Origin of the sequence: Leifsonia sp. Root112D2, from assembly GCF_001424905.1 — a bacterium.
Lineage (GTDB): Bacteria > Actinomycetota > Actinomycetes > Actinomycetales > Microbacteriaceae > Root112D2.
The window spans coordinates 1,200,457-1,212,035 of record NZ_LMCU01000001.1; the positions used below are offsets into that span (position 1 = coordinate 1,200,457).

Below are 11,579 nucleotides of genomic sequence, written 5' to 3' on the forward strand. Positions count from 1 at the left end.
CGCCGCGCACGCATCCACCACAAGACAGGAGCCGACCCCATGGAAACCGTTGCACTGCACACCAGGCTCGCGCTGGGGCGCGAGGCCGATTACGAGCGCATTCATGCGGTGGTGCCGCCTGAGCTCGACACGGCACTGCGCGCGGCCGGAGTGCACAACTGGCGCATCTGGCGATCGGGTCAGGAGCTGTTCCACCTGGTGGAGTGCGAGGACTACACGGCCATGCGGCTGTTCCTGCAGGAGCACCCGGCGAATGTCCCGTGGCAGGCGCGCATGGGCGAACTGCTGGAGATAGCGGATGACTACTCGGGCGACGATCACGGTATCGGGCTCGTCTGGCAGCTGCCCGAGACGCCGGCGCAAGGTGGGACAGGCGCATGACGATCATCGACGCACACCAGCACGTCTGGGATCCGACGCGGGCGCGATACGACTGGTTGACCGACGAGCTCGCGCCGATCAACCGAACCATCGGCTTCGACGAGTTGCTTCCCTCGCTTCGGCGCGCGGGCGTGCAGGCCACCGTTCTGGTGCAGTCGGCAGACAACGACGAAGACACCGAACTGATGCTGGAGACGGCGGCTGCGCATCCGGAGATCGCGGCGATAGTCGTATACGTGCCGCTCGACCGGCCCGAAGAGGCCGCAGGGCGCCTGGCCCAGCTGAGGCGCAACCCGCTGGTCGTCGGGGTGCGCAATCTGATCCACGACATTCCCGACCCTGACTGGCTCTTGCGGCCTGAGGTCGACGAAGGACTGGGCGTTCTGGAAGACGCCGGCGTCACCTTCGACCTGGTCTCCGTACTGCCGAGGCACCTGGAGCTGGTGCCGATACTCGTGAAGCGGCATCCGCGTTTGAAGATCGTGATTGATCACCTCTCGAAGCCGCCCATCGGGTTGCCGGAACGCGAGCCGTGGTGGCAGCTCATCGCGCGCGCTGCGGAGGCGCCGCTCGTGCACGCGAAGCTCTCGGGCCTGTATTCGGCGACGGCACTGAGCTCGTCGTGGACCCCGGATGCGGTGCGCCCCTTCTTTGACCGCGCGCTCGAGGTGTTCGGGGCGGATCGGCTGATGTATGGCGGCGACTGGCCGATCTCCGTGCTCTCGGGCGGGTACGACCGGGTCTGGGACGGGCTGTCTGTGCTCTTCAGTGAGCTTGATGTGCATGACCGGCAGGCGGTGCTCGGCGGCACGGCCGAGCGCTTCTATGGCATCTCCGCCGATCGACTCGGCGCGACAGCGGCGCCAGACGCTGAATAATCTAATCTCTGAGCGTGATATTCCGCGAAAATCGAGCTGAAGCCCAGCTTTTCTCTAATTTGGGCGCAATTCATCTGATCTATAGTATTATCGGTGGCAGCGGCACGTGATTTCACCGAAGAATGCTCAAACGTTTGCCTAATTTCTGCCAGAGGAATAACGTTTGAGCAGGAGTCCTCGTGCCACATTCACCAAGCGGCAGATATATGACGGCGTGTTCCTTGCGCCCGACGATCACAAGGAGTGTCAATGAAGACAAGAAAGATGTTGTCGGTGACGACAGCCATGGCGGCCGTGGCTCTCACGGCCATTGCCATGACCGGCTGTTCAAGTGGCGGAGGCGGGGGCTCGACCAAGGCCACTTCCGCCCAGACCGACTCGGGGGGCAAGATCACCGTGTGGGTCGACGCGCCACGTGTTCCCGCTGCCGATGCCTTCAAGAAGGCTCACCCCGAAATTCCGATCAACATCGTGCAGATCGACAGCACGGTCGGTGCGACCACGACTCAGCAGCACTTCGCACAGTTCGATGCCGCCAAGAAGGGCTGGCCTGACGCCATCTTCTTCCCGTCGAACGACGACGTCGCCTGGGCCGCCAAAACCGGCTACACGGCGAACATGAGCAAGGAGACACCGGACCTCGTTGCCGGTTACACCAAGACATCGCTTGCCTCGTGCTTCATTGATGGCGCCTACCGTTGCCTGCGCAACGACGCTGCGCCCGACGTCTTTTGGTACAACGCCACGCTGCTCAAGCAGTGGGGCTACACCGTGCCGACCACGTGGGCAGAGTACGAGAGCCTCGCGGTGAAGATCGCCAAGGATCACCCCGGTTACATCAGTGGATTCACGGGTGACGCATACGCGCCAAACCGCTACCTGTGGGCATCCGACTGCCCGACGAACGTCTCGGTCAACCCGACGACGGTGATGATCAACCTGAAGGATCCGAAGTGCACTCGCGCGTCGAGCCTGCTGACCAACCTGACAGCGGCCAAGGCCCTCTCGACCGCCGGCATCTTTGACGCCGACGCGGCGAAGGTCGGGCAGAAACTCGTGATGAGCCCCGGAGCTGTGTGGTGGGGAGACTATCTGTTCCAACAGACCTGGAAGCTGCCGAAGGGCACGATGCAGGCCACAACCGGCCTCACCTGGCCCGGAGAGACCAAGCCGATGATGGGTGATGAGGGCGGCGGACTCTGGGGAATGTCTTCGCACATCAAGGGCAAGGAGTTGGCGAACACCAAGATCTTCATGAAGTTCGTCGCGAGCGACCCGGCATGGCAGGTTGAGCTCTCAACCGGGCTCCCGGCCATCACCTCGCAGCAGCAGCCCTGGCTCGACAAGCAGGCCTCTGATGACTTCTACGCTGACACGGCGGCCACGCTGGCAACCTTCGTTCCCGCCATCGACACGGTTCCGACCGATTACGCCTACCTGCTGTACGACACCGGTGGAGAATGGACCTCCACCGTGGCGAAGGATCTCGCGGCCGGCTCGACATTCGAGAAGGCGTGGGCAGACTTCGGCACCGACCTGGTCGCCAAGGCCAAGGCCGTCGGATACACCGTGGTCACCTCGAAGTAGCCGGGCACTAAGCCCGTTCGGGTGCGAGGCCGTTCCTTTTCAGGGGCGGCCTCGCACCGGGGCGAAGCCATCGCGTCACCGTTCCCGACACCGTCTCGCGGCCAGCAAGCCGGCTCGACAAGAAAGTTCGACATGACCGTCACTGCAACCGCCACGCCTGGCACCGTGCGGCGGGCGCCCGGCGCCAGACACAACGCGACACGCGTGAAAGAGGCGGCGGGCGCCTGGACGCTCATGCTGCCCTACCTCGGGCTTCTGCTGATCGGCGGCATCATTCCGATCGCCTACGCCCTCTACATCAGTTTCCAGCAGAGCCCGACTCTGCTCGAGCCGAACAAGACCGGCTTCGGCGGTCTGCAGGCCTATGTCAAGGCCATCAGCGACTTTCGCTTCCTGCAGTCGTTCGGCAACATCTTCTCTGTACTGATCATCTGGATGCCGATCATGATCGTCGCGATCGTGGGCCTTGCGCTCCTGGTGCATGCGAGCCCGGGGCGATTCGGAAGCATCATGCGCTTCATCTACTACATCCCGGGCGCCCTGGGTGGCGTGGCGAACCTGATGCTCTGGGTGTACCTGTTGAACCCCTCGCAGTCCCCGATCTCGGGCTTCCTTCAGGGCATGGGCTTCTCGACCATCAAACAGGTGCTTGCCACGCACGGCAATCTTCCGGTGATTCTCGCCGCGATGCTGCTTCTGCAGGGCCTGGGCCAATGGATCATCACCGTCAACGGTGGCCTGAACAGCCTGCCGGATGACGTGCTCGAGGCCGCGAGCCTGGATGGCGCGAACGCCTGGCAACTCGCTTGGCGGGTGAAGCTGCCGATGATCAAGCAGTGGATCGGTTACGCGGCTCTGCTCAACCTCGCCTACGGCTTCCAGCTGTTCCTGGAGCCGTATCTGCTCAATCAGGTTGCGGCCGGGTCCCTGCCTTCCGAATATTCACCGACCCAACTCGGCTACTGGTTCGCCTTCGTCGGAAACGACTTCCCGGCGGCGGCGGCGATGAGTGTGATCATCGTGATTATCACGCTGGTGATCGGCCTCATCGTGGTCTTTCGCACCGGCCTGTTCAGCTCTGAGGAGAACTGATGACTACTGTGACGTCGAGAAACCGGGGGCGTTCGGTCTCGGGTGGTCTCAAGCCCCGCTGGGATGCCGGCCGCATTGCCCGTGTCTCCTTCATGACGTTCATCGCGCTCGTCTTCCTGTACCCGCTGGTGGGGTTCTTCGCCGTCGCCCTCCGCGGCGATGCTGGGGTCGCCGCCGGCACCGGCGGATTCCTCGGCCTCGGCGGAATCTCGTTCGAGGGCATCCAGCACAGCTGGCAGCAGATCATCTCCTACGGCGGTGCCGATACGCCTCACGTCTACCTCACGTGGATCGGCAACACCGTATTCGTCGCCGTGGTCGGCGGCGTGCTGGCCCTGCTCGCGGCATTACCCACCGGCTACGCGCTCGCGCGCTTACGGTTCCGTGGCAAGAAGCTCATTCTGATCATCACCCTTCTTGCCATGGTGATGCCGAACACGGTGCTGGTGATCCCGCTGTTCCTTGAGGTGAATGCCGTCAACGCGGTTGGGCAGCTGTGGCCGGTTGCGGTCATCATGGGCTTCTTCCCGTTCGGCGTGTACCTCTCCTACATCCACTTCCGCACGGCCATGCCCTATGAGTTGGTCGAGGCTGCACGCATTGACGGCTTGGGCGAGATCGCGATCTTCGCCCGCATCGCCATGCCGATCTCCAAGCAGGCGATAGCCCTTGTTGCCTTCTTCTCCTTTGTTGCGAACTGGACCAACTTCTTCCTTCCGCTTGCACTGCTCACCTCGAGCTTCGGAACGCAGACGATCTCGGTCGGCATCCAGAGCCTGATCAGCTCGAGTCCGCTGTTCAACCCGACGACGGCGGCCGGCCTGTCGGTGAAGCTCTACATGCCGGAACTGGCGATGGCGACGGCGCTCAGCACCGTTCCCCTGCTGATCGTCTTCATCATCGCGCAGCGGTTCCTCATTCGCGGTCAGACTCTCGGGGCGGTCAAGGGCTGATCGTGTCGCTTCCGGAGTTCTCGCCTGCGCAGGCGTACACACTGGCGCTACCACGACATCCGCGCCCCATTGTTGTTCTGGGCGCCGGCGGCATCGTGAGGGACGCGCACCTGCCGGCCTACAAAAAGGCCGGTCTGCTCGTTGTCTCCCTCTGCGACCGCGATGTCGAGCGGGCGCAGGCGCTCGCCGATGAGTATGGCGTCAAGAATGTCTTCTCCTCCATACCCGAGGCCGTCGCCGCGGCTCCCGATAATGCGGTCTTCGACATCGCGCTCGTTCCCGACCAATTCGCCGAGGCGCTCCGGGCGGTTCCCGACGGCAGCGCGGTGCTGCTGCAGAAACCCCTGGGTAGCACGCTCGACGAAGCCAGGGCGCTTGTCGAGATCTGCCATCGCAAGTCGCTTACCGCCGCGGTGAACACCCAGTTGCGGTTCGCACCACAGATCGCCGGTGCGCGGGCGCTGATCGCATCCGGCGCTCTCGGGGAGCTGTACGACCTCGAGATCCGAGTCTCTGTGAAGACGCCGTGGGAGATGTTCCCGTTCGTCTTCGGCATGGAGCGCCTCGAATTCACGATGCACAGCGTGCACTACTTCGATCTCGTGCGATCCTTTCTCGGCAACCCGAGCGGTGTCGATGCGGTGACGGTCGGGCATCCGCTGAAGCCGAACCTGGCGAGCACGCGTTCGACCATCATGTTTCGCTACGGCGATCGCCCGATTCGGGTCGCGATCTCTACGAACCACGACCACGACTATGGCTCCAGGTTCGAGGAGAGCTTCGTGAAGTGGGAGGGGACGAAGGGCGCCGTGCGGGCCCAACTCGGTCTTCTGCTCGACTACCCGAGGGGCGGGGCGGATGCGCTTGAGTACATACTGCGCGACGAAGCTGAGGCGGGCTGGCGCTCGATCCCCTTCGAAGGATCCTGGTTTCCGGATGCCTTCATCGGCTCGATGGGCGCGCTACAACGGTATCTCGAGGGTTCTGTGGACACCCTGCCGACCAGCGTCGATGACGTTCTCAACACGATGGCCGTGATCGAGGCCGCCTACCAATCTGCTGCGGGAACCGGCGTGCAGCCCGACTATGGTGCACCCGGCCGCGTCCCGAACTCGCGACGCTAGACCTCGTTGAAGCGCTGGCGCACCTCGTGCAGCTGCACGAGCGACTCGTCGTCGGGCACGAGCGGTGACGGGTTTCGAGGCGCTTCCGGCTTGGCACCGCGAATCTCGGAGTGCAGGCGCTCCATCGTGGTGTCGAGGCGCGCCGCCGTGTCAGCGGCATCCTTGAGACCGTCGAGCAACTCCTGCGGCACCACGCGGTCGTATTTGTAGTAGATCTTGTGCTCCAGGCTCGCCCAGAAGTCCATGGCGATGGTGCGAATCTGCACCTCGACGAGAACCGGTGTCGGTCCGCCGGAGAGAAAGACGGGAACCTCGACTATCGCGTGCAGGCTCTTGTAGCCGTTCGGCTTCGGCTGCGAGATGTAGTCCTTCATCGTCACGAGCCGGATGTCTGTCTGTGCGGTGATCAGATCGAACACGCGGTAGACATCCGAGACGAAGCTGCACGTGACGCGCACGCCGGCGATGTCGGTGATGGTCTCGCGAATCGCGTCGAAGGAGGGGTCGCAGCCCTTGCGGGAGATTTTCTCCACGATGCTTTCGGGCGTCTTCAGCCGGCTCGAGACGTGCTCGATCGGGTTGTAGGCGTGCAGTTCGCTGAACTCCTCGCGCAGGATCGAGATCTTGGTGTTGATCTCGTCGATGCCGAACTTGTACGGCATCATGAAGCGCGCAAAGTCGTCGCGCAGCGAGCGGATCTCGTCGAGGGCCGACTCGTCGACGTGACCGAGCGCGTGGGCCGCGCGATCCGTCAGCAGTTGTGATGCGGAGGAGGCGTCGTCGATGTGCGATGTGTCGATGCTCACGGCACCACCTTAGAACCCGGCCATGTGGATGCCGTGGGAATTCGAGCCGGCTATTCCCGGGCGGCGAGTTGGTTCTGTTTCGCCTGCACGGGCAGCAGCAGGAACAGGCCGATGGCCAGCACGAGCACGATTCCCAGCACGCCCCAGTACTGCGCGCCGCCGATGGAGACGAAGATCGCGAAGGCGAACGGTGCGAGAGCGGTGGCGGCCTTGCCGGTGGTGGCGTAGAGGCCGAAGACCTCGCCCTCACGCCCCGCCGGAATCACCCGGGCGAGGAAGGAGCGGCTCGCCGACTGTGCCGGGCCGACGAAGAGGCACAGGGCCAGGCCGAACGTCCAGAACACAATCTGCCCGCCGTCGTGGAAGACGAAGATGAGCGAGCCGCAGACGACCAGCCCGATCAGGGACGTCACGATCACGGGTTTCGGCCCAACCCGGTCATCGAGCGCCCCGACCGCGATAGTTGCGACGCCGGCCACGAGGTTCGCCGCTATGGCGAAGATGATCACCTGGCCGGCCGAGAATCCGAAGGTGCCGGCAGCAAGTACCCCGCCGAAGGTGAAGACGCCGGTCAGGCCGTCGCGGAAGATCGCGCTGGCGATGAGGAAGAACACCGTGTGCCGGCTGGTCTTCCACAGGCGGGCGATGTCTCGGCCGAGAATCGCGTAGGACTGGAAGAATCCGACGCGCTTTGTCGCGATATCCGCGCGCGGCCGATTCTCCGGCACCGACAGCAGCACGGGCAGCGCGAACAGGCCGAACCAGATCGCGGCAATGAGCATCGAGACCCGCACCGAGAGTCCGTTGGCGCTTGTCACGCCGAACAGACCGACGCTCGGGTTGATGAAACCGAAGTACACGATGAGCAACAGCACGATGCCGCCGATGTACCCCATGCCCCAGCCGAAGCCGCTCACCTTGCCGAGCGTGCGCGGCGTGGAGACCTGGGCGAGCATCGCGTTGTAGTTGACGCTGGCGAATTCGAATGCCACGGTTCCGGCGGCCAGCAGGATGAGGCCGAACAGGAGGAACGATGGCGACTTCTCCACGAAGAACATGAGCCCAAGGGCAATCACTACGAGGTAGGTGTTGACGGCCAGCCACAGCTTGCGGCGGCCGCCCTTGTCGGAGCGCTGTCCTGTGATCGGGGCCGTCAGCGCCACCAGCACCCCGGCGATGCCGAGTGCCCAGCCGAGTTGCGCAGAAACGACAGTGCTGCCACCGAACTCTTTGCTGTTGGTGAGGTACACGGTGAACACGAACGTGGTGGCCACCGCGTTGAACGACGCCGAACCCCAGTCCCAGAGGGCCCACGACAGAACGCGTCGTCGCGGCACCGGTGTTGTGGTCACGGATGTCTGCGGTGCGGCGACGCTGCCGGCAAGCCCCTGCTCTTCTGCCATGGCATCAGGCTAGCGGTGGGCGGTGAACAATCGGGGTATCGGCGCGGGCACGGCCGCAGGGCTTCACGCCGGCTTCAGCCGAGCAGCAAGCCATCGAGCAGAGCCCCCAGATACCTGTCGGCCGCGCTCTCCGAACTTCGCCCGGGCGCGAGCTTCGCGGCGTAGGCGATTCCGCAGATCAATGCCATCGCGTCGGCAGCGCTGATCGACGGTCGCAGGCTGCCGGTCTCGCCAACGTGTTGGAGCAATCGACCGAACTCGGCGAGCAGCGCCGCACGCGCCACCTGGGTCTCCTCGAGCGCCGGCTGAGGGGTCGCGGCGACGCTCGCGAACACCTCGTCGTCGATGTACACGGCGAGGGCGGAGCGCAGGAAGGCGCGGAAGGCGGGTACCGGATGCGGCGCCTCGGCGGCACGGCGGGCATCCGTCGTCATTGCACGAAACCGGTCGAGCACCAGTGTCTCGAGCAGTTCGTCGACGGTGGCGAAGTGGCGGTAGACCGTGCCGACGCCGACGTCGGCCTCGCGGGCAACTGCGTTCAGTTGCACGCTGTGGCCGTCGGCGACCATGCGGCGTGCTGCGTCGAGAATCTGGGCACGGTTGCGGGCCGCATCGCGACGAGGCGGCGCCTGGGGCGCATCGGCATTCATCACGCCATAGTAATGCTTTACTGATTAGATATCCGATCGGATAGAGTATCCGTTTTGTGATAGCGTCGACTCGTCGAAGGGACGAACGATGGCACATGCGCCACAGAATCACACGGATGCGACGCAGTTCACCGGCCGTACCGCTCTCGTCACGGGAGCGAGCTCGGGCATCGGTGCCGAGTTCGCCGCGCGTCTGGCCGAGCGAAGGGCGAATCTGGTGCTCGTGGCGCGCTCGCTCGAGGCGCTCGAGTCTGTGGCGGCGCAGCTGCGTTCGCGCTATCAGGTGCAGGTCACCACCATGCGGCTCGATCTCTCGGAGGCCACCGCTGCACAGGAGCTGTTCGAGCGGCTGGAGGCGTCCGCAATCGTGGTCGACGTGCTGGTCAACAACGCGGGGGTGAGCGGCGGTGGCCCGGTCTCCGCCGCAGATCCCGACGCTCTCGCCGCAATGATCGCCACGAACATCGGCGCGGTTGTCGGCATTACTTCCCGGCTGCTGCCGGGGATGATGACTCGCGGTCGCGGCGTCATCGTGAATATCGCGAGCACGGGTGCCTACCAGCCCGCGCCGTATCGAGCGGTGTATTCGGCCACGAAGGCGTTCGTGCTCTCGTTCACCCAGGCGCTCTGGTCCGAGACCGCGCAATCGGGTGTGCGCGTGCTCGCGGTCAGCCCGGGGCCCACCGAGACACCCATGAACAGTGGCGCGGTGCGTGGCAAGCGCACTCCGCGGCAGGTGGTGCAGACGGCGCTGAAGGCTCTGGACGGGAACGCCTCGTCGGTCGTCGATGGAGCGGCGAATGCCTTCTTCGCCAGGGTCTTCTCGAAGCGTTTTCCCGAGCGACTCGTGCTTGGCGCCGGCGAAAGACTTATGCGGCCGAAGCCCTGATCCTCACACGTCGCGCATCGCGCCGCTAGGTTGGACTCGTTAAACAGTGACGGTCGACGCTCAGCGCCGAAGCGTAAGGGGGAAGCCGATGACCATCCTGATAGTGATGGTCGTAGGTCTCCTTGCCGTCGCGGCAGCCGCAGCGTTCGCTCCCCGACTGCGCATCTCGGCACCGCTCATCCTGGTGGTTGCCGGCATCGGGGTCAGCTTTCTTCCGTTCATTCCGCCGATCGAAAGCCACCCCGAATGGGTGCTCGCCGGCATCCTGCCCCCGTTGCTCTACTCGGCATCGGTCTCCATGCCCACCATGAACTTTCGCCGCGAGTTCACGGCGATCGGCGGTCTCTCCGTGGCGCTGGTCGTCATTTCCTCGATCGTGCTCGGGCTGTTCTTCGCCTGGGTGATCCCGGGCCTCGGCCTGTGGTGGGGAATCGCCCTCGGCGCGATTGTGAGCCCCACGGATGCCGTCGCAACCTCGATAGTGAAGAAGGTCGGGGTCTCTGGCCGCGTCGTGGCCGTTCTGGAAGGCGAAAGCCTGCTCAACGACGCCACTGCGCTCGTGTTGCTGCGCACCGCCATCGCCGGTACCGCCGCGGCGGTGTCGTTCTGGGGAGTGCTCGGCAGCTTCGCGTACTCCGTTGCGGTCGCCGTCGTACTCGGTTTTGTCGTCGGCAAGCTCAACCTCTGGGTGCGTTCGAAGATCAGCGACGCCACCGTGAACACGGTACTGTCGTTCACCGTTCCGTTCCTGGCCTCGATTCCTGCGGAGCTTCTCGGCGCATCCGGGTTGGTGGCTGCGGTCGTAGCCGGTCTCATCACCGGTCGCGGTGCCGCTCGCAAGCTGCCGCCACAGCATCGGCTCTCCGACAGCCAGAACTGGCACGTCATCGAACTGATTCTTGAGGGTGCGGTTTTTCTCGTGATGGGCCTTGAGCTCTTCAACATCGTCAGTGAGGTGCAGAAGGAGCACGCCGGCATCGGAACGGCGGTCCTCATCGCCGCCGGTGCGCTCGTGCTCACCGTGCTCGTTCGTGCCGCCTATGTTGCGCCGCTGCTTTCTGGTCTGCGCCGCCGCGCCCGCCGCGGGCAGAAGATGAAGCCGAGGCTGGATGTCATGCAGGAGCGTTTCAACAGCTCCGAAGAGTCGCTCATCGTTCAAGACACGCGCGGCCCCGCACCCAGCCCGCGGCGCCTCGAAATGCTCAGAATCCGTGTGCGCCGTTCGATCGCGGACATCGACTATCTGGTCGCTGCTCCCCTCGGCTGGCGCGAAGGAGGCGTTCTGGTGTGGGCAGGGATGCGCGGTGCCGTCACCCTTGCGGCCGCCCAGACGCTACCGTTCGGCGAGACCCCGCATCGGGCATTGCTCATTCTGATCGCTTTCACCGTCGCCGCAGCATCACTGCTGTTGCAGGGGGGCACGCTCTCGGCCTTTGTCTCCTGGATCAAGCCGGCGCTTCCCGATGACGCGGCGAGTAAGGAGGAGCGCGGGCGCATCCTCGCCCTTCTCGCCGAGATCGAGCGCGACGTCACGACGTCGGTTGCGCAGCAGGCGGATGCCTCACCTACGGATGCCGCGGCCACCGCTGTCGCGCGCGCGGATGCCGCCGGCCCCGCTGACGACCACGTGGCGTGGAAGAAACGCACCCTCGATATCATTGCGGCCCAGCGCACCGCGTTGCTCGACGCCCGGGACGACGGCGCCTACTCCGCCGAGGTACTCAACAGCGCACTGACCAACCTCGATGCCGACCAGATCAGCATCGAGCTCAAGGGAGCCCCGCCCGAGTTGTAGTTGCGCGTGGGACAGGGGCGG

The 11,579-nt window shown here is 64.5% G+C and carries 11 protein-coding genes; 8 read left to right on the top strand and 3 right to left on the bottom strand.

Annotated elements, in window-relative coordinates; translation table 11 throughout:
- Window positions 1-39 precede the first annotated feature (39 nt).
- From ASC63_RS05510 to ASC63_RS05535, 6 genes are all read left to right on the top strand, one after another.
- Window positions 40-381 (top strand): L-rhamnose mutarotase, encoded by a 342-nt coding sequence (locus ASC63_RS05510; protein ID WP_055810637.1) that lies wholly within the window; start codon window positions 40-42, stop codon window positions 379-381.
- Window positions 378-1,259: an amidohydrolase family protein gene (locus ASC63_RS05515; protein ID WP_055810640.1), complete on the top strand. Its 882-nt coding sequence runs from the start codon at window positions 378-380 to the stop codon at window positions 1,257-1,259. The genes ASC63_RS05510 and ASC63_RS05515 overlap by 4 nt, the downstream gene beginning before the upstream one ends.
- A gap of 249 nt (window positions 1,260-1,508) precedes the next feature.
- Window positions 1,509-2,846, top strand: a complete 1,338-nt coding sequence (locus ASC63_RS05520; RefSeq protein WP_055810643.1) for an ABC transporter substrate-binding protein — start codon at window positions 1,509-1,511, stop codon at window positions 2,844-2,846.
- Window positions 2,847-2,978: 132 nt separating this feature from the next.
- Window positions 2,979-3,938 carry a carbohydrate ABC transporter permease gene (locus ASC63_RS05525; protein WP_055810644.1) on the top strand — a complete coding sequence of 320 codons (960 nt, stop codon included), beginning with the start codon at window positions 2,979-2,981 and terminating at the stop codon, window positions 3,936-3,938.
- Entirely contained in the window at window positions 3,938-4,891 is a 954-nt protein-coding gene (locus ASC63_RS05530) for a carbohydrate ABC transporter permease (RefSeq protein WP_082487259.1), read from the top strand. The genes ASC63_RS05525 and ASC63_RS05530 overlap by 1 nt, the downstream gene beginning before the upstream one ends.
- A 2-nt stretch (window positions 4,892-4,893) precedes the next feature.
- Window positions 4,894-6,015 (top strand): Gfo/Idh/MocA family protein, encoded by a 1,122-nt coding sequence (locus tag ASC63_RS05535; RefSeq protein ID WP_235491885.1) that lies wholly within the window; start codon window positions 4,894-4,896, stop codon window positions 6,013-6,015.
- Here ASC63_RS05535 and ASC63_RS05540 read toward each other — a convergent pair.
- From ASC63_RS05540 to ASC63_RS05550, 3 genes are all read right to left on the bottom strand, one after another.
- Window positions 6,012-6,680 (bottom strand): GTP pyrophosphokinase, encoded by a 669-nt coding sequence (locus ASC63_RS05540; protein ID WP_200936896.1) that lies wholly within the window; start codon window positions 6,678-6,680, stop codon window positions 6,012-6,014. The two genes, ASC63_RS05535 and ASC63_RS05540, sit on opposite strands and share 4 nt — an antisense overlap.
- A 191-nt stretch (window positions 6,681-6,871) precedes the next feature.
- Window positions 6,872-8,224 carry an MFS transporter gene (locus tag ASC63_RS05545; RefSeq protein ID WP_055810646.1) on the bottom strand — a complete coding sequence of 451 codons (1,353 nt, stop codon included), beginning with the start codon at window positions 8,222-8,224 and terminating at the stop codon, window positions 6,872-6,874.
- 74 nt (window positions 8,225-8,298) lie between these two features.
- A complete protein-coding gene (locus tag ASC63_RS05550) occupies window positions 8,299-8,874 on the bottom strand; it encodes a TetR/AcrR family transcriptional regulator (protein WP_055810648.1) in 576 nt (191 codons plus the stop codon).
- A gap of 88 nt (window positions 8,875-8,962) precedes the next feature.
- Here ASC63_RS05550 and ASC63_RS05555 point away from each other — a divergent pair, with 88 nt between their 5' ends.
- Both ASC63_RS05555 and ASC63_RS05560 read left to right on the top strand, forming a co-directional pair.
- A complete protein-coding gene (locus tag ASC63_RS05555; protein ID WP_055810650.1) occupies window positions 8,963-9,763 on the top strand; it encodes an SDR family NAD(P)-dependent oxidoreductase in 801 nt (266 codons plus the stop codon).
- A gap of 88 nt (window positions 9,764-9,851) precedes the next feature.
- Complete coding sequence (locus ASC63_RS05560; RefSeq protein WP_055810653.1) at window positions 9,852-11,558, top strand: cation:proton antiporter; 1,707 nt, start codon at window positions 9,852-9,854, stop codon at window positions 11,556-11,558.
- Window positions 11,559-11,579: the final 21 nt, after the last annotated feature.

What these genes read in the sequence shown, in the direction of transcription:
- ASC63_RS05510 (WP_055810637.1), top strand. Translation starts at nt 40, where the DNA reads ATGGAAACCGTTGCACTGCACACCAGGCTCGCGCTGGGGCGCGAGGCC.
- ASC63_RS05515 (WP_055810640.1), top strand. Translation starts at nt 378, where the DNA reads ATGACGATCATCGACGCACACCAGCACGTCTGGGATCCGACGCGGGCG.
- ASC63_RS05520 (WP_055810643.1), top strand. Translation starts at nt 1,509, where the DNA reads ATGAAGACAAGAAAGATGTTGTCGGTGACGACAGCCATGGCGGCCGTG.
- ASC63_RS05525 (WP_055810644.1), top strand. Translation starts at nt 2,979, where the DNA reads ATGACCGTCACTGCAACCGCCACGCCTGGCACCGTGCGGCGGGCGCCC.
- ASC63_RS05530 (WP_082487259.1), top strand. Translation starts at nt 3,938, where the DNA reads ATGACTACTGTGACGTCGAGAAACCGGGGGCGTTCGGTCTCGGGTGGT.
- ASC63_RS05540 (WP_200936896.1), bottom strand. Translation starts at nt 6,680, where the DNA reads ATGATGCCGTACAAGTTCGGCATCGACGAGATCAACACCAAGATCTCG.
- ASC63_RS05545 (WP_055810646.1), bottom strand. Translation starts at nt 8,224, where the DNA reads ATGGCAGAAGAGCAGGGGCTTGCCGGCAGCGTCGCCGCACCGCAGACA.
- ASC63_RS05550 (WP_055810648.1), bottom strand. Translation starts at nt 8,874, where the DNA reads ATGAATGCCGATGCGCCCCAGGCGCCGCCTCGTCGCGATGCGGCCCGC.
- ASC63_RS05555 (WP_055810650.1), top strand. Translation starts at nt 8,963, where the DNA reads ATGGCACATGCGCCACAGAATCACACGGATGCGACGCAGTTCACCGGC.
- ASC63_RS05560 (WP_055810653.1), top strand. Translation starts at nt 9,852, where the DNA reads ATGACCATCCTGATAGTGATGGTCGTAGGTCTCCTTGCCGTCGCGGCA.